General features: G+C 63.4%; 18 protein-coding genes. 13 read left to right on the forward strand and 5 right to left on the reverse strand.

Annotated features, from left to right (window positions below; translation table 11 throughout):
• Window positions 1-93 precede the first annotated feature (93 nt).
• The 5 genes from H6851_02845 (at window position 94) to H6851_02865 (ending at window position 5,516) form a co-directional block, all read left to right on the forward strand.
• Window positions 94-864, forward strand: a complete 771-nt coding sequence (locus H6851_02845; protein MCB9942551.1) for a trypsin-like serine protease — start codon at window positions 94-96, stop codon at window positions 862-864.
• Window positions 865-987: 123 nt separating this feature from the next.
• Window positions 988-1,971, forward strand: coding sequence for an MBL fold metallo-hydrolase (locus H6851_02850; protein MCB9942552.1), 984 nt, complete (start codon window positions 988-990; stop codon window positions 1,969-1,971).
• Window positions 1,972-2,258: 287 nt separating this feature from the next.
• Complete coding sequence (locus H6851_02855) at window positions 2,259-3,275, forward strand: TRAP transporter substrate-binding protein (GenBank protein MCB9942553.1); 1,017 nt, start codon at window positions 2,259-2,261, stop codon at window positions 3,273-3,275.
• An 81-nt stretch (window positions 3,276-3,356) separates the two neighbouring features.
• Window positions 3,357-3,929, forward strand: a complete 573-nt coding sequence (locus H6851_02860; GenBank protein MCB9942554.1) for a TRAP transporter small permease — start codon at window positions 3,357-3,359, stop codon at window positions 3,927-3,929.
• A 3-nt stretch (window positions 3,930-3,932) separates the two neighbouring features.
• Window positions 3,933-5,516 (forward strand): TRAP transporter large permease subunit, encoded by a 1,584-nt coding sequence (locus tag H6851_02865; protein MCB9942555.1) that lies wholly within the window; start codon window positions 3,933-3,935, stop codon window positions 5,514-5,516.
• A gap of 59 nt (window positions 5,517-5,575) precedes the next feature.
• On the opposite strand, the gene betA is transcribed toward H6851_02865, so the two are convergent.
• Complete coding sequence (gene betA / locus H6851_02870; GenBank protein ID MCB9942556.1) at window positions 5,576-7,237, reverse strand: choline dehydrogenase; 1,662 nt, start codon at window positions 7,235-7,237, stop codon at window positions 5,576-5,578.
• Between the two features lie 192 nt (window positions 7,238-7,429).
• Here betA and H6851_02875 point away from each other — a divergent pair, with 192 nt between their 5' ends.
• Both H6851_02875 and H6851_02880 read left to right on the forward strand, forming a co-directional pair.
• Window positions 7,430-8,194 (forward strand): hypothetical protein, encoded by a 765-nt coding sequence (locus H6851_02875; protein MCB9942557.1) that lies wholly within the window; start codon window positions 7,430-7,432, stop codon window positions 8,192-8,194.
• Window positions 8,195-8,273: 79 nt separating this feature from the next.
• On the forward strand, window positions 8,274-8,942 hold the full coding sequence (locus H6851_02880) for an MBL fold metallo-hydrolase (protein ID MCB9942558.1): 669 nt from the start codon (window positions 8,274-8,276) through the stop codon (window positions 8,940-8,942).
• 14 nt (window positions 8,943-8,956) lie between these two features.
• Here H6851_02880 and H6851_02885 read toward each other — a convergent pair whose 3' ends face one another.
• Window positions 8,957-10,021 carry a carbonic anhydrase family protein gene (locus H6851_02885; protein ID MCB9942559.1) on the reverse strand — a complete coding sequence of 355 codons (1,065 nt, stop codon included), beginning with the start codon at window positions 10,019-10,021 and terminating at the stop codon, window positions 8,957-8,959.
• Between the two features lie 294 nt (window positions 10,022-10,315).
• Here H6851_02885 and H6851_02890 point away from each other — a divergent pair, with 294 nt between their 5' ends.
• The 5 genes from H6851_02890 to H6851_02910 all read left to right on the forward strand — a co-directional run bounded on the left by H6851_02890 (window position 10,316) and on the right by H6851_02910 (window position 15,459).
• Entirely contained in the window at window positions 10,316-11,806 is a 1,491-nt protein-coding gene (locus tag H6851_02890) for a hypothetical protein (GenBank protein ID MCB9942560.1), read from the forward strand.
• A 65-nt stretch (window positions 11,807-11,871) separates the two neighbouring features.
• The gene (locus H6851_02895; protein ID MCB9942561.1) at window positions 11,872-13,353 is read left to right on the forward strand and encodes a PLP-dependent aminotransferase family protein; all 1,482 of its coding nucleotides are present in this window, start codon (window positions 11,872-11,874) and stop codon (window positions 13,351-13,353) included.
• Between the two features lie 84 nt (window positions 13,354-13,437).
• Entirely contained in the window at window positions 13,438-14,325 is an 888-nt protein-coding gene (hemF, locus tag H6851_02900; protein ID MCB9942562.1) for an oxygen-dependent coproporphyrinogen oxidase, read from the forward strand.
• 53 nt (window positions 14,326-14,378) lie between these two features.
• Window positions 14,379-14,912, forward strand: coding sequence for an inorganic diphosphatase (gene ppa / locus H6851_02905; protein MCB9942563.1), 534 nt, complete (start codon window positions 14,379-14,381; stop codon window positions 14,910-14,912).
• Window positions 14,913-15,000: 88 nt separating this feature from the next.
• A complete protein-coding gene (locus tag H6851_02910; protein MCB9942564.1) occupies window positions 15,001-15,459 on the forward strand; it encodes a CBS domain-containing protein in 459 nt (152 codons plus the stop codon).
• A 47-nt stretch (window positions 15,460-15,506) separates the two neighbouring features.
• Here H6851_02910 and H6851_02915 read toward each other — a convergent pair whose 3' ends face one another.
• Window positions 15,507-15,797 carry a BolA family transcriptional regulator gene (locus tag H6851_02915; protein MCB9942565.1) on the reverse strand — a complete coding sequence of 97 codons (291 nt, stop codon included), beginning with the start codon at window positions 15,795-15,797 and terminating at the stop codon, window positions 15,507-15,509.
• A gap of 154 nt (window positions 15,798-15,951) precedes the next feature.
• On the opposite strand from H6851_02915, the gene H6851_02920 reads away from it, so the two are divergent.
• Complete coding sequence (locus H6851_02920; protein ID MCB9942566.1) at window positions 15,952-17,106, forward strand: alcohol dehydrogenase catalytic domain-containing protein; 1,155 nt, start codon at window positions 15,952-15,954, stop codon at window positions 17,104-17,106.
• A gap of 23 nt (window positions 17,107-17,129) precedes the next feature.
• Here H6851_02920 and H6851_02925 read toward each other — a convergent pair whose 3' ends face one another.
• Together H6851_02925 and H6851_02930 are read right to left on the reverse strand one after the other, a co-directional pair.
• Entirely contained in the window at window positions 17,130-18,650 is a 1,521-nt protein-coding gene (locus tag H6851_02925) for a carbohydrate kinase (GenBank protein MCB9942567.1), read from the reverse strand.
• Window positions 18,647-19,429 carry a fructose-bisphosphate aldolase gene (locus tag H6851_02930; GenBank protein ID MCB9942568.1) on the reverse strand — a complete coding sequence of 261 codons (783 nt, stop codon included), beginning with the start codon at window positions 19,427-19,429 and terminating at the stop codon, window positions 18,647-18,649. Before H6851_02930 ends, H6851_02925 begins: the two co-directional genes overlap by 4 nt.
• Window positions 19,430-19,458: the final 29 nt, after the last annotated feature.

Genomic DNA, 19,458 nt, shown 5'->3' on the forward strand with positions numbered 1-19,458 from the left:
TGAGCTGCACGGACCCACTGTTGTTCTGGCCAAATGCCGCGACAAGGGCTAGCAGCATGGGACCTGCGTAACTTCGAAGGGATTTCCTTCGTGATGAAACCGGCAATCGCGGCCCTTGCCGCTTGTGGACTCCTGCTGGCTCCGACCCTGCACGCGGCTCCGTCGCTGCCGGGCATTTTCGGCAAGGATGACCGGCGGGTGGTCAAGGAGGACGAGCAGAAGACATGGAATGCGGTGGGCCGTCTCAACCGCCAGGGTGGCGGCTTCTGCACGGCCGTCCTGATCGCGCCCCGCGAGGTGCTCACCGCGGCGCACTGCCTCTGGGATGCACAGCGCAAGCGGTGGCTGCCGCCGGAGGCCATCCATTTCGTACCCGGATACCGGCGGGGACAGTATCTCGGCCATGCCCAGGGGACGAGCTTCCGCCTGTCGGACACCATCGAGATGACCGATGACGGCAGGCCGGCCGATCCGGTCGATGACTGGGCGGTGGTCAGGCTCGACCTCAACCTCGAAGACGGTGCCGGCATCCATCCGCTCCAGTTGGCCGGCCCCAGCGCCCGCGCGGAGCTTCGCGAAAACACCGACCTGACGCGGATCGGTTACAGCCGCGATCGCCCCTACCTGCCCGCGATCGTCGATCATTGCCGGGCGCTCGGCTCGATGGAACATGGCCGGCTGCTGCTTCATGACTGCGACGCGACCATGGGCGATTCCGGTTCGCCGCTGCTGGCCAGGCGCAACGGCACGATGGTGGTGATGGGCGTGCATTCGGCGGTGGTCCGCTTCGGCAATGACGAGGCGGGCGTGGCGGTCTTCGTCGAGCGGCAACTGCCGGCCGGGGTGCTGATGCCGAAGCCTTGACCCGCTTCGACCGGACATGTTCATATCCGGCGATTGCGCCGGCAACGCTGGCCTCGACCTTGTCGGCGAAGTCATTGATTCTCGACTACAGGCAGGAATATCAACCCGGAAAGGCAGGATGTCATGATTACCCGACGCAAGGTCCTGGCCGGAACGGCTGCAACCGCGGCCACCGCCACCACGTCCGCGGCCCTGTCGGCGCTGCCGTCCGGCGTCGCCCGCGCATCGGCACCGCTCCTCGGTCCGTCACGGCCGACGGTCTACCGCTTCCGGCTCGGCGATTTCGAGGTGACGACGCTTCTCGACGGCGCGATCCGGCTCGGCGGACCGTTCCCGATCTTCGGCGCCGACCAGACGGCCGAGACGGTGGCCTCGTTCGCCGCCGAGAACCACCTGCCCGCGGACCGCATGGAGATCGCCTTCACCCCGGTGATCGTCAATACCGGCAGCCAGATCATCCTGTTCGACACCGGCAATGGTGCCGCCGGCCGGCCCGACGCCGGCAATCTCCACGACGCGATGGCCCTGGCGGGCTACGGCGCGGACCAGGTCGACACGGTGGTCATCACCCACATGCACCCCGACCATATCGGCGGGCTCATGGATGGCGAGCAGCCCGCCTTTGCCAGGGCGCGCTACGTCACTGCCGCCGCCGAGTACGATTTCTGGTCGAACGGTGACCGGCTGGCCGACGAGGCCACCCGGGACAATGCCCAGCTCGTGCGCCGCAATGTCATGCCGCTGGCCGAAAAGACCACCTTCATTGCCGACGGCGACAGCGTCGCTTCGGGGATCACCGCCATCGATGCCGGCGGCCATACGCCCGGGCACATGGCCTACCACCTCGAAAGCGAGGGGCGCCGGCTCCTCCTGTGGGCCGACACGGCCAATCACTATGTCATGTCAGTGCAGCGTCCCGAATGGGAGGTACAGTTCGACATGGACAAGGAGGCCGCGGCAGCGACGCGCAGGACGCTGTTCGAGATGGCCGCATCCGACAACATTCCGGTGACCGGCTATCACATGCCGTTCCCGGCAGTGGGTTATATCGACAAGATGGCCGAAGACTTCCGCTGGGTGCAGGCCAGCTACCAGATGAACCTGTGACAATGACAGTGGAAACACGGGGAATGGGAACGCGCGATGAACGGTCTTCGCGCTGCCTGCCCCGGCCTGCCCGTCCGTGACGTCGGAACATCATTATCCCAACATCGGGAAATTACCTATTTTAGTAATGCCAAGGCATCATCGGAGCATTTCACGCGCAATATGTGGTTTACAAAACGCGCGCTCATGGCCATCCCTCCTCGCAGGTCCCGACAAGCCATCGGGCGATGCGGGTGGCTGGCCCACACGCAACAAGCTGGAACCATCAGGAGAGGAATGGCATGGCCATGAAAACCTTTACATCAGCACTTGCAGGCACGGCGCTGGCCGTCCTGTTCGCCACCGGCGCGCTCGCCGAGACCACGACCCTGCGCATCCAGTCGCATTATGCGCCCGAGACCCCATCGGGCAAGCTGGCGGCCGAATACGTCGACAACGTGCAGACCATGTCGAACGGCGAGATCCAGATCGAGATGTTCTACTCGTCGTCCGTGGTGAAGACGGTGGAGACCTTCGACGCCGCCGCCACCGGCATCCTCGACTGCGACATGACCGGCGGTGCCTACCAGACCGGCAAGGACCCGGCCTTCCAGTTCGTCGGCGATATCATGGGCGGCTACGACACCCCCTACCAGCAGCTGTCGTGGCTGTACTACGGCGGCGGTCTCGAAGCGGCCGAGGAACTGTACAACCGCTTCGGCATGGAACTGGTCGGCTGGTGGATCTATGGCCAGGAAAGCCTCGCCTCGGCCAAGCCGCTGCACACCGTCGAAGACCTGAAGAACTGGAAGTTCCGTTCGCCCCCCGGCATGGAGACCAAGATCTTCGAGAACCTCGGCGCGAAGCCGGTCGTGATGGACTTCACCGAGGTGTTCACGGCACTCGAGTCGGGCATCATCGACGGCGCGGATGCTTCCGGCCTCGCCAACAACATGGGGCTGGGCCTCTACGACCTCGTCAATAATGCCACCTATCCCGGCTTCCACTCGATGCCCGCCGACCACCTTGCCTGCAACAAGGCCAAGTGGGACGCCATGCCCGAGAGCCATCGCCGCATCATGAAGGTGGCCATGGAATCCCTGGCACTTCGCACCGCCCTGACGTTCGACAAGAAGAACGCCGAGGCTGCCGAAAAGCTGACCGCCCAGGGTGTGGCGCTCGACAACTGGTCGACCGAGGAGCGGCAGAAGTTCCGCGAAGCCGCGCAGGCTGCATGGACGGACTTCGCCACCACAGATGCCGCCAAGGCCCTGCTGGCAAGCCACATTGCCTACATGAAGCAGCTTGGTCTCGTGAAGGAATAATCTGACACAAGGAGCGATTCGACAGTTGTCGAATCGCTCCTGCCGTCAAGGGCCACCGATAACAAAGGGGAGGATTGGCGCATGGTCGAACATGAACGTACCGGGTGGGTCGACCTGATCACCTGGAGTTTCAGCCGCATCGCCATGTGGGCGACAGCCTTCATCGTCGCGATCATCTTCTACGAAGTGGTGATGCGCTACATCTTTCAGGCGCCCACCCTCTGGGTGAACGAGATGTCGTTGTGGGTGGCCGGCGGAATCTACCTGACGGCCGGGCTCTATGCCCTGCAGCAGCGCAGTCACATCCGCATCTTCATCCTCTATGACCTGGCACCGCGCTGGATGCGCAAGCTGTTCGACGTGCTCTCGGTGTTCTGCGTCTGCGTCTTCGCCTTCGCGGTCATCTGGGGAGGTTTCGGCGAGGCCCGGGACAAGTTCATGCGCTGGGAGACCTTCGGAACGGCCTTCGATCCGCCGATCCCGGCGACCATCAAGCCGCTGATCCTCATCACCCTGTTCCTGCTCGCCCTCCAGTCGATCTCCAATCTGATCCACGACTGGCACAAGGACCCGGAAAGCCACGATCCAGCAGACGATATCGAACTGAGTGCCGACGAGATCGCCGCCCTTCGACGCGTCGGCGAGGGGAAATAAGCAATGCTCGATATCGGAACCATCTCGGCCATCCTGCTCTGCGGCATGCTGTTCCTGCTGGCGATCGGCATGCCCCTCGGCTTCGCCTCCGGCTTCCTTGCCGTCGTCGTCATGGTCCTCAAGTTCGGACCGGACCTGCTGTTCAGCAATTTCGGCACCGGGCCGCTCAACATCCTGGCCCAGCGGCTCTACGGCATCACCACCGACTACGTGCTGGTGTCGGTTCCGCTGTTCATCTTCATGGCGACGTTGCTGGAGCGCTCGGGAATCGCGCGCGACATGTACACCTCGCTCAACATGTGGATGTCGCGCACCCGTGGCGGCATTGCCGTGGTCACGGCCGTGATGGCCATCGTCATGGCCGCGATGTCGGGCATCATCGGCGGCGAGGTCGTGCTGCTCGGGCTCATCGCCCTGCCCCAGATGCTGCGCCTCGGCTACAACCAGAACCTGGCCATCGGCACGATCTGCGCCTCGGGTTCACTCGGCACCATGATTCCTCCCTCGATCGTGCTGATCTTCTATGGCCTGATCACCGAAACCTCGATCAACGCGTTGTTTCAGGCGGCGTTCCTGCCAGGCTTCATGCTGGCAGCCTGCTACATCATCTACATTCTCATCCGCACCCGGCTGCGGCCGGAAGAAGCCCCGCTGCCCGAGCCCAGCGACTCCGACATGACCGGTGCGCTGAAGGCCCGCTATGGCATCGCACTGATCGCTCTGGTCCTTGGCGGCGGTGCGGCGGTGATCTGCCTTCGCTGGTTCTTCCTGCACAATTTCGGCACCATCACCGACGAGAGCGTGCTGGTCGACCAGCAGACACTCTACCTCTATGGTGGCATCGTCATAGTCTCCGCGCTGGTGATCCTTGCCGGCATCGGCCTTCGCACGACGCTGGACGCATGGGAGATGGGCAAGGGTCTGGTCGCGCCGCTGCTCATCGTGTTCGTCGTCCTGGGCTCGATCTACGGCGGCATCACGGGCATTACCGAGGCGGCCGGCATCGGCTCGATCGCGGTGCTGGCACTGATCGTCCTGCGCGGCGAGTTCAGCTTCAACCTTCTGCGCGAGGCGTCGATGCGGACCTTCAAGTCCGTCGGCACCATCATCTGGGTGACATTCGGTGCCACGGCCCTCGCCGGCGCCTACACCATTGCCGGCGGTCCGACCTACGTGGCCAATCTCATCATCGGCTACGACCTGCCGACGATGGGCGTCCTGCTCGTGATGATGACGGTCTTCCTTTTCCTCGGGGCCTTCATGGACTGGACGGGCATCGTGCTGCTGGTCATGCCGGTGTTCCTGCCGATCGTGCTCAAGCTCCCGATCAACGAGCTCGGACTGACCGGCGGCCTCGCCAGCGAGAGCTTCGTGCGAGTGTGGTTCGGCATCCTCTTCTGCGTCAACATGCAGGTGAGCTTCCTGTCGCCTCCCTTCGGCCCGGCGGCGTTCTATCTCAAGTCGGTGGCGCCGCCGCAGATCACCCTGCCCGACATCTTCAAGGGCTTCCTGCCGTTCATCGGCATGCAGATCCTGATCCTCATGATCATCCTGTGCGTGCCGCAAATCACAACGGTATTCCTGTAGTACAGGCAGCGGAATACGGAGCTGGACGGGCCGGGGCATTTCCCGGCCCGTTTTCTTTTTCAACGTTGAGAATTTTGCCAGTTGGGGTGAATCCACGGTTCGTCATTGGCTGCCGGAAGGGGATCCTTGCCAAGGATATGATCGGCCGCCTTCTCGCCAGTCATGATCGACGGGCCATTGAGATTGCCGTTGGTGATACGCGGGAAGATGGAGCTGTCCGCCAATCGAAGACCTTCCACACCGATCACCCGACATTGCGGGTCGACTACGGCCAGCGCGTCGCCGGCGTCACCCATGCGGCAGGTTCCACAGGGATGGTACGCACTTTCGACATGCTCCCGGATGAACGCGTCGAGTTCATCGTCCGACTGCACCGCCTCGCCGGGCTGGATCTCGTGGCCGCGGAAGGGCTCGAATGACTTCTGGGCGAAAATCTCCCGAGTGAGATGGATACAAGTACGAAAATCCTGCCAATCCTCGACTGTCGACATGTAGTTGAACAGAATCGAAGGTGGATCAGCGGGATCGCCGGATCGCAGCTTCACACGACCGCGACTGTTGCTTCGCATCGGCCCCACATGCGCCTGAAATCCGTGCCCCTCCGCCGGTGCGGTCCCGTCGTAGCGGATCGCCGCCGGCAGGAAATGGTACTGGATATCCGGCCAGGCCACCCCGGCTTTCGAGCGGATGAACGCGCAGCTCTCGAAGTGATTGGTCGCTCCGTGCCCGCTTTTCAGCGCCAGCCAGCGAAGGCCGATGAGCGCTTTCGACAAGGGGTTGAGTTCGCTGTAGAGGGTGATCGGGCGTGTACAGGCCATCTGGATGTAGAGTTCGAGATGGTCCTGCAGATTCTGCCCCACGCCCGGCCGGTCGGCGACCACCTCGATGCCGTGTTCGCGCAGGTGCGCTGCGTCGCCGATGCCGGAGAGCATCAGCAGCTTGGGTGAATTGATCGAGCCTGCCGCCACCACCACCTCGCGGTTCACCCGGACCGTCTTCGGTATCGTTCCCTGCACGAGCTCGACACCGACGGCCCGCCTGCCCTCGAACAGGATGCGACGACACAGGGTGCGGCTCATCAACGCGACGCGGGGACGTTCGAGCGCCGGACGCAGATAGGCGTTGGCCGTGGACCAGCGGCGCCCGCCATGAACCGTCATCTCCATGGCCCCGAAGCCTTCCTGCTTCGAACCGTTGTAGTCGCCGGTCAATTGATAGCCGGCATCGCGACCGGCATCGACGAACGCCTGATAGAGCGGGTTCGCCCGCTGCCCGCGCCGGACGTGCAACGGGCCGTCCGTGCCCCGCCACCCCTCCTCGCCGCCATGACTGGTCTCCATCCGGCGGAAGTAGGGCAGCACATGGCGGAAGCCCCAGCCCTGCGCGCCCATCGCCTCCCAGCCGTCGAAGTCCATGGCATGGCCGCGCACATAGACCATGCCGTTGATCGAGGACGAACCGCCGATGACCTTGCCGCGCGGACACTGCAACCGTCGCCCGCCCAGATGCGGCTCGGGGTCCGACCGATATCCCCAGTCATAGGTGGACATGCCCATGGGATAGGAGAGCGCGGCGGGCATCTGCACGAACGGCCCTGCATCGCTGCCGCCATATTCCACAACGAGAACACTGTTTTTCCCGTCCTCGGACAGCCGGCAGGCCAGGGCGGAGCCGGCACTGCCGGAGCCGATGATGACATAGTCGACACGATCGAGCGCCATGCGGCAATCTCCAGATGGCAAATATCCAGCCCGGGACAGGAGCTTCCGCCCCCGGCCCCCTCCTTCCTGCGGCGCGACCGGGTTCAAGGTCAACCGGCTGCCGGGAACTGCCACGCGACGAGCCTGGAAGTTTATCAAAAATTTACCGTGGATTGCTACCATCGGCCCGATCCAAGATGACCGGAGATCGCCGTGTTGCGCCTGGAACCCGCCTGGAACGATCCCCTGTGGCAAGCGCTCGACGCGATGCCGCTGGAGGTGGACGACCGGCCGCTGAGTTTCATCCGCCGGCTCGCACACGAGAACAACTGGTCGCAGAACCATGCGAAGGCCGTCATCGGCGAGTACAAGAGGTTCATCTATCTGGCCATGCGCGCACCGCATCCGGTCACGCCTTCCCAGGACGTCGATCAGGCATGGCACCTGCATCTCACCTATTCGCGAAACTACTGGGAGGAGATGTGCGCAGCGATCCTCGGGCGGCCGCTGCATCATGAACCGACCCGGGGCGGCGACAACGAGAAACGTCGTTTCGACGAACAGTACAAGCGCACGCTCGCCAGCTACGAGAGGGCTTTCGAGGAAGAACCGCCGCGGGCCCTCTGGCCCCTGCCCGAAGACCGTTTCCGCCATGGTGGCGACCTCGTCCAGGTGCACCGCTCGCGCTACTGGCTGATCCCCCGCCCCGGCCGCGCACTGGCCGCCGGCATCGGACTGGGACTGTTCGGCGTCATGGCGACGATAAGTACCGTCCATGCGGAGAATATCAGCGAGTCGGGAGAAAGCTGGCTGTCGACGAAAACCATGCTCATCATCGCATTGGGCGCTGCCGGACTGCGGCTGCTCTGGCAGGCGGTCGTCGGCCGGAGCGGCGACGGTTCGGGCGGTTGCGGCGCCGGCGCCGGTTTCTTCGGTTCCGATGACGATGGCTGCGGCAGCGGCTGCGGCGGCGAGTGACCGGAGGGCCGCGGTTGCGTCAGGCTGGCTGAGTCGCCATAGAAGCCTCTGACCTGATCAGTGGCGGAAAGGGCCGATCATGACCTCGACTACCGGCGGACCGAATCTCAAGGCAGCGATCATTCCGGTCACGCCCTTGCAGCAGAACTGTTCGCTGCTGTTCGACGAAGCCACGAAAGAAGGCATCATCGTCGATCCCGGTGGCGATGTCGACCGGATCCGGAACGTCCTCGACCGGACCGGCGTGACGGTCTCGACCATCCTCCTGACCCACGGGCACATCGACCATGCGGGCGGAGCCATGGAACTGAAGGAAGCGCTGGGCGGCGAAGCGCCGATCCTCGGTCCCGGCGAGGAGGATCGCTTCCTGCTGGAAGGACTCGCCCTGCAGGGACGGCAATATGGCATTGCCGGAGCACGCGATTGCGAACCCGACCGCTTCCTGAAGGAAGGCGGGGAACTGGTCCTGCTGGGCGAGAGTTTCGAGATCCTCCACTGTCCCGGGCACTCGCCGGGCCACCTGGTCTATGCCAACCGGCGGATGAATTTCGCCTTCATGGGTGACGTGCTGTTCCAGGGATCCATTGGCCGCACCGACTTCCCCTACGGCGATCATCAGGCGCTGCTCGACGCGATCCGCGACAAGATCCTGCCGCTGGGCGACGCCATGGCGTTCATTTGCGGCCATGGACCCGGCTCCACCATCGGAGCCGAGCGCGTCGGCAATCCGTTCCTGCAGGACATGTAAGTCCCGCCGGCTGCTCAGTCGAGGGTGACGCGGCGTCCGTTGAGTGCCTGTGCCGGTCTCGCATTGTGCGGCGGCATCGCTGCCGCGAGGTCGCGCAGATTGTCGAGCGAGGTGGTCATCGGCTGGTCGAGCACATGCCAGGCGACACCTTCCGAGCAGGGCGGTGTGGTCAGCGAGCCCGTGTAGCGGAAATAGTCGTGCCGCGGCGGCAGCAGGTCGGCGGCATTGACGAAGACGCCCGGCACCACCGCCGGCGGCCCCTCCGGCGGCTTGTACGCCTCCATGGCGGCCAGGACCGGATTCATCGGCCCGGCATCGATCATCACGCCGACGACGGCCAGTTGCCCATGGCGGTTCTGGTGAACCAGATGGACTTCCATGGGCGCACTCCTGCCGTCGACGACATGCTCGCTCGGTGCATGGATATGGAACTGGAGGAGCTCGTAGCGCATGCCCTCGATATCGAGCCAGCTTCCGGGCGCATAGTCGATCTGCAGGGTATGGCCATTGTTTCGGATCTGCAGCGGCACCCGGCCGTAGTGGAACTGCAGGTCTTCATGCACACCGCGTCGGGCCGAAGCGAGATCGATCGGCGATTGCGCCTTGCCGGTGGCACATGCCTTGTAGTCCGGGGAAAGGTCGCCCCAGTGTTCGGGTCCGTCCGGCCCGGAGTAGCTCCAGTGGCCGCCGCCGCCCCCTTTCGATGCACCATGCGACGACGGCGCCTCGTGCTTCGGCGGTACGCCATGGCTGTCGAGTCCGGTGAGCTGCATCGGCTCGGAACGTTTCCCCGGCTCCTGGCCACCGGCCGAATAGCGATAGGGATCGGGTCCGACATCGATCCGGTCGGCCGAGGCAAAGATGCGATCCGACTGATAGGACGCCGCGGGCGGCTGCATGACCGGCGCGGGAGGGTCGGCAATCGACATGCGCCGGACGGGTGCCGGCGGCTGCCCATACATGTCATAGGTCATGGGCTGTTGCTGACTGCCCTGGCCAAACATGGGCATCATGTTGGTCGAACAGGCGCTCAGGAGCACGAGTATGGCGCCAACGCCGGACGAACGGCGAACCCACATGACAACCTCACCGACATGATTCAACTAATGGTAGAATAAATTCATTTTTTGTCTTCATCAAGTTAATTTTGATTGTGGTTTCGAGGCCACACAAAATTTTGGAAACCTTGCGATTGAATCGTCCGGTTGCCCATCAACGCGGTGAAATTGGGCGAAACCGATAAAAAAATTGCAGCATATCGCCTAAATTTCGCTTAAAAGATCTGGTCTTGTCGTATTCATCATATTGAACATGTGGGTGCGATGGCCAGTAAACCTACCGTTTTTTCAACCAGAACGTCAGGCGCCGGGCCCATGAACCGTATCTGTGACAACGACGTCATCAATCTCGATGTCTTTGTCGGATTCGCGCCCGAGGAGCGTTCGCTTGCCGATGCGCTGATCGGACGGCTGATCGGATTGTTCGATGGCGCCAGAATCTGCCATTCCGGCGGTCCCGGCAGCCCGAGACTGGAAGAAAGGCTGCAAAAGGGAATTGCCCAGAGCCGCTTCGTCATGCTGCTCTCGTCGAAGTCCTGGTCCATCGAACGGATGATTGCCGGCAGCAATCTCGACAAGGCCGCTGCGGCCGACAAGACGGTGATGGCGTTTCACTTCGATCCGCCGGAAAATATCCCCGAGCGGCAACGGAAGCTGGAATTCGCCCCCCTGAATGGCCACCAGCATGTCATACTGGTGTGTTCGCTGCCACGTCCCGATTTCCATGCGCGGCTCGACGAGGTCATGGACAACGTGCTCATGCACAGCCGTAACCTGCCGCGCAACGGCCTTGCGGAAGCGCCGATGGCGTTCCATGCGCCGGCCACCCCGCACATGCTGGCGACCCTGCCGACCAGAAAGAAACTGCATGGCCGGATGAAGGAACTGGAGCACGCGACGGCCCTGCTCGAAGGTGGCGACTGCAATGGCGTGTTCATCGAAGGAATGGCCGGCGCGGGCCGGTCCGCGATGCTGCAGGCGATCATTCACGACCCCACCATCGCGATCCGCTTTTGCATCCGCCGCTGTTTCCTGCGTGCCACGAGGATCGGCCACATCGTGCGAATCCGGCGGATGCTGGCGACATCCATGGGAATCGATCCGCCGGGAGAAACACCGGAATACATCGAACGCCTGCTCGAAGAACAACCGACACTCATCGTGGTCGACGATCTCGGCCGCGGCATGGAGCCGGGCCGGGCCGCGACCCTGACCGGAGAACTGCTCGATCTGGTCCGGCGAACGGGTGCGAAACTGGTTGCCAGTGCTGTGGACAGCGATCGCTTCGTCGGAGCCGATATCGATCGCGTGGTCCTGGCCCGCCTGGACGAAGTCGCCGTCCGCGACATTCTTTTCGCGATTGCCAGTCATATCGCCGGCAACGATGCCGACCTTCCCCATCTGGTGGAGCAAATCGATGGCAATCCGCTGGCGCTGCGCATGCTCGCCTCGCGCTGCTGTTGCGACGACACGCTCGAATCCACCCGCCGGGAGCTGAGCGATGCCGCCCAAAGTCTCGGGGACAACGCCACCCCCGTCACGACCACCCTTCTGGTGGCATTGCGACGCACCGATCTCCGGCAGGAGGTGCGGGCGGTCATCGACCTGCTTGCCGATGGCCTGAATGCCGGGGAACTGGCGACAACCCTGCCGCCCGGAGGCTTCCTCGCCCTCACGGCCCTGATGCAGGCAGGTATCGCGACATGCGACCGTGGCGAGTATCAGGTGTCGCCCGGCATCATCGAAGCGCTGGAACGGATGGACACGATCGCCGGGCTGCTGAAGGGCCAGGCCGCTCAGGCGTGAAATTGGCTGGAAAATCACCGCACGGATCGCTATACGAGGGCTCCATTTTGGAGCCCTCGACCACGATGTCCCGCCCACCCCGCAAAGGGCCACTTTACCTGGCCAGCGTCTCCCTCGACGAGGCATCGTCGATACCGCTGCACCGGCAACTCTATTTCGCCCTGCGCGAAGCCATCCTCGATGGCCGCCTCCGGCCGGGAGCACGGCTGCCATCGAGTCGCTCCCTGGCCTCCGATCTGCGGGTCTCGCGCAATACCGTGCTGGCCTCGTTCGAACAGCTGCTGGCCGAGGGCTATATCGAGGGGCGGATCGGCGCCGGCTCGTTCGTCAGCGAGCTGTTGCCGGAGCATGCCCTCAATGCACGACCGGGCCATGTGGATTCGCTCCCGCAGGTCGTCCAGCCACCGGGACCGTCAAAGCGCGGCACCTATCTCACTTCGATGGTGACGGGCACTTCCAGACCGCGCGCCTTTGCCCCGGGCCTGCCGGAACTGGCAGCGTTTCCGTTCGAGGACTGGGCGCGGCTGCTGCAGCGACACTGGCGCAATCCGCCCGAGAGCTTCCTCATCGGCAGCGATCCCGCCGGCTACGGTCCGCTGCGCGAAGCCCTCGCGCGCTATCTCGGGGCGAGCCGGGCGGTGCGCTGCAGGGCCGAACAGGTCTTCATCGTCAGCGGGGCGCAGCAGGCGCTCGATCTTGCCGCCCGCGTGCTGCTCGATCCCGGCGACGAGGTATGGGTCGAGGATCCCGGATATCCCGGATTGATCGGCGCCCTGCTTGCCTCCGGTTCACAGCTCGTGCCGCTCACGGTCGACCAGGAGGGACTGTCGGTGACCGAAGGCCGCCACCTGTCGCCACGGGCGCGGATGGCCTGCATTTCCCCCTCGCACCAATACCCGCTCGGGGTGACGATGACGCTGGCACGCCGCCTCGAACTCCTCGAATGGGCGCGAGAGGCGGACGCCTTCGTGCTCGAAGACGATTATGACAGCGAGTACCGCTATACCGGCCGTCCGCTGGCGGCCCTGCAGGGACTGGATACCGATGGCCGCGTGATCTATGTCGGGACCATGAGCAAGGTCATGTTCCCGGGCCTGCGGCTGGGCTACATGGTCGTACCCGAACATCTCGTGGCGAGTTTCAAGGCCGTGCGCCGGCTGACCGACACCCATCCCTCGACACTGGCGCAGCCCGCCCTGGCGGAATTCATCGAGGAGGGTTCGCTCGCCGCCCATGTCCGGCGCACCCGCTCCCTGTACGCCGAACGCCAGCAGATGCTGCTGGATGCGCTGGGACAAATGCCGGATGGCCTGATCGCGGCCCATCCGTCGGAGGCCGGGATGCATCTGGTAGCCTCGCTGGCCGCGGGCATCGACGACCGCAAGCTCGCGGTGGCCGCACGCCGCCATGGAGTCGAGGCACCGCCACTCTCCAGCTACTACCGTGCGCATCATCCGCGCCAGGGCCTGCTGCTGGGTTATGCCGGCGTGCCGGAAAAACTGATCGAGCGAGGAGTGGCCGGTCTCGCACGGGCGCTTTCGAGCTAGCGGGACGGGACATGAGAACTCGTGCCGCATGGCCAACACTCCTGCCTTCGGGCAGTTTCCAGAAAATTCGGAAATTTATTCGGAATTCCGCGAACGCGGGTCCGAAAACGGTCAGCGAGGTTCGGGTCCTTGAGTGAAAGTGACAAGCAGCGTGCACGGGACTGGTTCGAAAGCCTGCGCGACCGGATCTGTGCCGCCTTCGAGACCCTTGAGGACATCTATGAGGGACAGGATGCGACCGGCATGGCGCCTGGCCGTTTCGAGCGCAGAACGTGGCAGCGCGATGGCGGCGGTGGCGGCGTGATGAGCGTCATGCGGGGTCGCGTGTTCGAGAAGGTCGGCGTCAACGTTTCCACCGTGCATGGCGAATTCAGCGAGAAATTCAGGAACCAGATCCCGGGCACGGCGGACGGCGCGCAATTCTGGGCCTCCGGCATTTCGCTGGTCGCCCACCTGCGCAATCCGCACGCCCCGCCCGCCCACATGAACACGCGACACATCCGCACCGGCAAGACCTGGTTCGGCGGCGGTGCGGATCTCAACCCCATCTATCCCGATGACGCCGATACGACCGCATTTCATGCCCGGTTGAAGCAGGCCTGCGACAGCTACTCCGCTGACGCCTACGAGCGCTTCAAGGCGTGGGCGGACGAGTATTTCTTCCTGCCTCACCGGGGAGAGCATCGCGGCGTCGGCGGCATCTTCTACGACTACCTCGAAGGCGAGCACGATCGTCATTTCGCCTTCACCAAGGAGGTCGGCGAGGCTTTCCTCGACATCTATCCGAAGCTGGTCGCCCGACGCATGAACGAGCCCTGGAGCGACGAGCAGCGCGCCTACCAGTGCGAACGGCGGGGCCGCTATGCCGAGTTCAACCTGATCTACGACCGCGGCACACGCTTCGGCCTCGAAACCGGGGGCAATACCGAGGCGATCTTGATGTCGTTGCCACCTGTTGCCACATGGCGCTGAACCCTTTTCGTTGAATTCAACTGAATTCGGACTTCCAAGCCCAAGGGAAAGACATGGATCTTCAAAAACTGCCTATCGGCAAAAATCCACCCGAAGAGATTAATGTCGTGATCGAGGTTCCGCTCCGTTCGGATCCCATCAAGTACGAGTTCGACAAGGATTCGGGATTTATCTTCGTCGACCGTTATCTCTATACGACGATGTTCTACCCCTGCAATTATGGCTTCGTTCCGCACACTCTGGCCGAAGACGGCGATCCCATCGACGTGATGGTCATCGGACGCATGCCGGTTCAGGCCGGCGCAGTCATGCAGGTCAATCCGATCGGCGTCCTCAAGATGCAGGACGAGGCCGGCATGGACGAGAAGATCCTCGCCAAGCCGATCGACCGGATCACGCAGATCAACCGCAAGGTGCGCAGCTTCAAGGACGTCCCCGAAATCGACCTCCAGCGGATCGCCCACTTCTTCGAGCACTACAAGGACCTGGAGCCCAACAAATGGGTGAAGGTTCTGGGCTGGGGCGATACCGACGAGGCCAGGAGCCTGATCGTCGAGGGAATCGAACGGTACAACAACAGCAAGTAATACCATCGTTTGGACTTGACCGACGGCGCGACGCGCGAGACCATGACATGCGGATCACGACAGGTGCAAGCAACCAGGGAGTGACGACATGAAACGACAAATCATGCCCGGTGTCATCGATGGCCAGCAGGCCCTGTGCTGCGTAGGCCCCGACTCATCGGCGCAGGAAGCTGCCGAACTCATGGCCGAGCGTCGCATCGGCGCCGTGCTGGTCATGCACGATGCCAAGCTCGTCGGTATCCTGACCGAACGTGACATGGTCTTTCGGGTCATCGCCAAGGGCAGAAATCCCCAATCGACGAAAGTCTCCGAAGTGATGACAGCTGACCCGATCACGGTGAAGCCCAGTGATAGCGGAACCCTCGCACTCGAAACGATGAGTGAGCGGCACTTCCGCCATTTGCCCGTGCTCGATGGCAGTGACGTGCTCGGCATCGTTTCGATACGCGACCTCTACGAGGCCATCCGGGGCAGCCTCGAAGAAGAATTGCGCGGAGCGGAAACCCTCATCTATGGCGACCAGTACGGCTCAGGCACCGCTGCCTGATCCCCTGCCCCCACCCTTTTCGATCCTGCGGCGAGGCTGGCGGGAAATCATTCCCCGGGTGCCCGGGCAGTGATCGAAAGGGCGTGGATCTCCGAGCGCATGAGGTCGCCGACCGCGTCAAGTACCGCACGCTGGCGGGCGACGCGGCTCATCCCGGCAAAGGCGGGACTCACCACGGTTACCGCGAAATGGCTTTCACCCTGAGGACGTGCACCTGCATGCCCCTCATGGCGCGCCGACTGGTCCTCGATGTCGAGACCGACCGGCTGCAATGCCTGCTCGATCCGCTGACGCAAGCTGGTCTGAACGGGTCCAGTCACGGTTGTATCCTCCTGCATGACAAGTTTTTCCTCAACATGAGGAATGGTCTGGTCGAAGAAAAAAGACAACGCCATAAACTCCAGGCCTGCATGCCGACAACAGGTCAAGGACTTTGCCGCGCGATGCAAGACCGGCCAGGACAATGACATGAACCCGAGGGGAGAGGAACCCATGGACAGCATTCGCGTTGCGACCTTTGACGGACCGGGCGCCCCGCCCGTCATCCGCGAGGTCAAGCGGCCGCCGATCGGGCCGAAGGCCGCCCTGATCCAGATCGGCTGCTGCGGGGTCTGCGGAACGGACCTGCACATCCTCAAGGGACACTGGCCCAAGCCCCTGCCCTGGCCGTTCACGCTCGGTCACGAGCTGGCTGGCGTCATCGTCGAAAAGGGTGACGAACTCACCCACGACTGGTCCGGCAAGCCGATCGGTGTGGGCAGCAAGATCATGCTGCCACCGCTCATGCCCTGCGGCTTCTGCGACTGGTGCAAGCGCTATCCTGAACAGGCCAACAAATGCCTTACGCCCGTCTATTACGGACGCTATCTGGGTTTTGACAAACCGCCGCATCTCTGGGGCGGATGGGCCGAAGCGGTCTATGTCGACCTGGAGATGCTGCCCGGCACCAAGATGTACAAATTGCCGGACGACATGCCCCTCCTGCTCGGCTCGCTGTCCGAGCCCCTCACCTCCTGCATTCGCGGTTTCGAACGGGCGCAGCGGGTCGGCGGCTTTCCATGGGGAGCCACGGCCGTCATCCAGGGTACGGGACCCATCGGCATCCTCGCCATCGCCGCCGCCCAGGAGATGGGGGCCTCACGGGTGATTGCCGTCGGCGCCCCGGAGACCCCCCGCCTCGAACTCGCCCGTGCATTCGGCGCCGAGGCGACGGTCGACATCGAGACCCATACCACGGCGCAATCCCGCATTGATGCCGTCCGCGCCATCGTCGGGGGCTATGGCGCCGATCTGGTGATGGACTGCTCTGGCCACCCGTCCGCCGGTCCCGAAGGAATCGAATACCTGCGCGATGGCGGGACCTATGTCGAAATGGGACAGTTTACCGATGCCGGCCCCATCATGACAAACTGGCACCGGATATGCACCAAGGACATCAATCTGCTGGGGTCCTGGGCCTTTACCGCCAATGACCTGCCCAAGGGAGTCGACATGCTCGACCGCGCCCGCGACCGCTATCCCTGGTCGAGGATGCAGACCCTTTTCGGCTTCGGCGAAAAGGAGATCGGCGATGCGATCAGCGCCGCCATCGAGATGCGCGCGGTCAAGGCCACCATCGTTCCCAACCGGGAGCTATGCGGGATCTGAGCCACGGGTGGGTGGAGCCATCGTCACATCGTCTGCGAGTTGCATAATTCGCGCTTGAGGAGATAACCGTGGGCGTAGCGCATCATGAGCTTCTCCCGCGGTGCCCACAGCAGCGAGGGATCAGGTTCCACCCGGCGCGACAAGGGCCTGCATGCCGCCTGCGCTTCACCCAGTGAAGCGTAGACGCCGGCGGCCATACCACCCAGCATGGCAGCACCCAGGGAGACGGCCTCGGGCATCACGGCAATCTCGATGGGCCGATTGTACAGTGCCGCCTTGATCTCCATCAGCAGGTCGTTGCGTGTACTGCCACCAACGGCGATGATCCGCCCGACGCTGTCCCGCGGATAAAAACGCAGCATCGAGTGCAGGATATGGGCAGTATCGAGTGCCACTCCCTCAAGTACGGCGCGATAGAGCACCGCCCGCCCGATATCCGCACCCAGCCCGTAGAACGCACCGCGGGCGACCGGATCGGGATAGGGCGGCGACCCCAGCCGCAGATGCGGGAAAAAGCCCACCCCCTGACTACCCGGTTGCACGTCGCGCGCTGCAGCGATCAGTTGCGCATGATCCTCGCCACCGGTCATGGACCTCCTGAACCATTCGATCGCACCGGCAGATGTCGGAAGCCCGCCGAACAGGTAATAGCTCCTTTCGCCGCCGACCTCGATGAGTCCCTGGTTGAGGCCCACCTGCCCGACCTCCGGCCGCAGCATCGGTGCCGTATGGGCAAGACTGAGCGCTTCGGCCGTCCCCATGCTGTCCATCAGCGTCCCGGGCCGGTTGGCGGCTATCGCGACCGCCGCGGCCACATGGTCGTGCCCGCCCGTCGCCACCACGCAGGCGGGATCAAGCCCCAGCCGCGATGCGAGTTCCGGGCGCACGGTCGCGAGTTTCATCCCCATCGGCAGCAGTTCGGCGAGGATGCTCCTGCGAATGCCGGCCGCATCGAGAATCTCGTTTGACCAGCAGCCATTGGCCAGATCCAGCGCCATGGTGCGCGATGCAAGGCTCGTATCGGTGCCCATGACACCCGACAGGTAAAAAGCCAGATAGTCGGCAATGTGAAGCCAGCAATGAGCCGCGCCGAACGCCTCGGCACGGTGTTTCTTCAGCCAGAGGAGCTTGAGCAGGGTGAAGGTCGGATCGGGGCAGAGGCCGGTGACCGCATGCAGGCTCCGGGCATCGATCCACTCGTTCAGTTCGGTGAGTTCGCCAGCAGTACGCGTATCGTACCACGCGATCACTTCGCACAGCGGGCGGCCCTTGCCATCGACCAGGGTGCCGGCCTCACCGAAGCTGGCGACCGCCAGCGAGACCACGCGACGGCGATTGTCAAGCTGTGCCAGCGCACCGTTCAGGGCCTCCATGGCCGCGGAGACGATGCTGTCCATATCGTGCTCGGCCGAACCCTCGCCGAGCACGGTGACCGGAGTGGGCCTCTCATCGGTCGCGACGACGCGGCCATCGGGCTCGAAGACGATTGCGCGGATCCGGCTGGTACCGGCATCGATGCCGCCGATCAGAGGCCCGCCTGTCATTTGTGCAGCAGGCCTTCGGCATCGCTCGCGCGGGCGCCGGAATGAATTACCGCATGCAGGGCGCGAACCATGCCGGCCGGATTGGCGTGCTGCCAGATGTTGCGCCCGAAGACGACGCCCCTGCCACCCGCTTCCATCGTGCCGGCAACCATCTCCAGTACGGCAAGATCGCTGTCGAGCTTGGGCCCGCCGGCAATCAACACGGGTGCGGGTGTGGATTCCACGATTTTGCGAAATCCATCGACCGTACCGGGATAGTAGGTCTTGAGGATATCCGCGCCATGCTCGAAGGCAATGCGACAGGCATCGGCCATCATCTGCGCATCGTTGGTGTCCGGAATGCCCGGATGCTTGCAGGGCAGGGCCTCGACCATGAGCGGCATCTCGGCCTCGAAGCTGTCATGGGCACAATCGGCAACGATCTGCATGGTGGCGCTCTCGCAGGGCGCACCCATGAAATACATTACGCAGCCGCCTTCCACACCGAGTTCGCGGGCCAATGAGAAATCATGGAGGAGCTGCCATTCCTCATTTTCCAGCCACTTTTCCCTGATCAGCGAAGGCCCTCCATCGAGACGCATATAGGTGGGGATTCGCCCGATCAGGTTCTCGTGATAGCGCTTGACGATGCCGAAACTGGTCATGATGGCATCCGCGCCTGCGTCGATGACGGTCTCGATCACCGCGCCCGGATCTTCAAGCCCCCTCACCGCGCCCATGGCCCGTCCGTGGTCCATGGCAATCACCAGCATCTTCTGGTCAGGATCCGCGAATTGCATTTCTACTCCTCGTTTTAGTTTCTTCGATG

The organism is Geminicoccaceae bacterium, assembly GCA_020638465.1.
GTDB lineage: Bacteria > Pseudomonadota > Alphaproteobacteria > Geminicoccales > Geminicoccaceae > JAGREO01.

Excerpts from the sequence above, each read along its gene's own strand:
- H6851_02845 (MCB9942551.1), top strand. The coding sequence starts at position 94 with ATGAAACCGGCAATCGCGGCCCTTGCCGCTTGTGGACTCCTGCTGGCT.
- H6851_02850 (MCB9942552.1), top strand. The coding sequence starts at position 988 with ATGATTACCCGACGCAAGGTCCTGGCCGGAACGGCTGCAACCGCGGCC.
- H6851_02855 (MCB9942553.1), top strand. The coding sequence starts at position 2,259 with ATGAAAACCTTTACATCAGCACTTGCAGGCACGGCGCTGGCCGTCCTG.
- H6851_02860 (MCB9942554.1), top strand. The coding sequence starts at position 3,357 with ATGGTCGAACATGAACGTACCGGGTGGGTCGACCTGATCACCTGGAGT.
- H6851_02865 (MCB9942555.1), top strand. The coding sequence starts at position 3,933 with ATGCTCGATATCGGAACCATCTCGGCCATCCTGCTCTGCGGCATGCTG.
- betA (MCB9942556.1), bottom strand. The coding sequence starts at position 7,237 with ATGGCGCTCGATCGTGTCGACTATGTCATCATCGGCTCCGGCAGTGCC.
- H6851_02880 (MCB9942558.1), top strand. The coding sequence starts at position 8,274 with ATGACCTCGACTACCGGCGGACCGAATCTCAAGGCAGCGATCATTCCG.
- H6851_02885 (MCB9942559.1), bottom strand. The coding sequence starts at position 10,021 with ATGTGGGTTCGCCGTTCGTCCGGCGTTGGCGCCATACTCGTGCTCCTG.
- H6851_02890 (MCB9942560.1), top strand. The coding sequence starts at position 10,316 with ATGAACCGTATCTGTGACAACGACGTCATCAATCTCGATGTCTTTGTC.
- H6851_02895 (MCB9942561.1), top strand. The coding sequence starts at position 11,872 with ATGTCCCGCCCACCCCGCAAAGGGCCACTTTACCTGGCCAGCGTCTCC.
- ppa (MCB9942563.1), top strand. The coding sequence starts at position 14,379 with ATGGATCTTCAAAAACTGCCTATCGGCAAAAATCCACCCGAAGAGATT.
- H6851_02910 (MCB9942564.1), top strand. The coding sequence starts at position 15,001 with ATGAAACGACAAATCATGCCCGGTGTCATCGATGGCCAGCAGGCCCTG.
- H6851_02915 (MCB9942565.1), bottom strand. The coding sequence starts at position 15,797 with ATGCAGGAGGATACAACCGTGACTGGACCCGTTCAGACCAGCTTGCGT.
- H6851_02920 (MCB9942566.1), top strand. The coding sequence starts at position 15,952 with ATGGACAGCATTCGCGTTGCGACCTTTGACGGACCGGGCGCCCCGCCC.
- H6851_02925 (MCB9942567.1), bottom strand. The coding sequence starts at position 18,650 with ATGACAGGCGGGCCTCTGATCGGCGGCATCGATGCCGGTACCAGCCGG.
- H6851_02930 (MCB9942568.1), bottom strand. The coding sequence starts at position 19,429 with ATGCAATTCGCGGATCCTGACCAGAAGATGCTGGTGATTGCCATGGAC.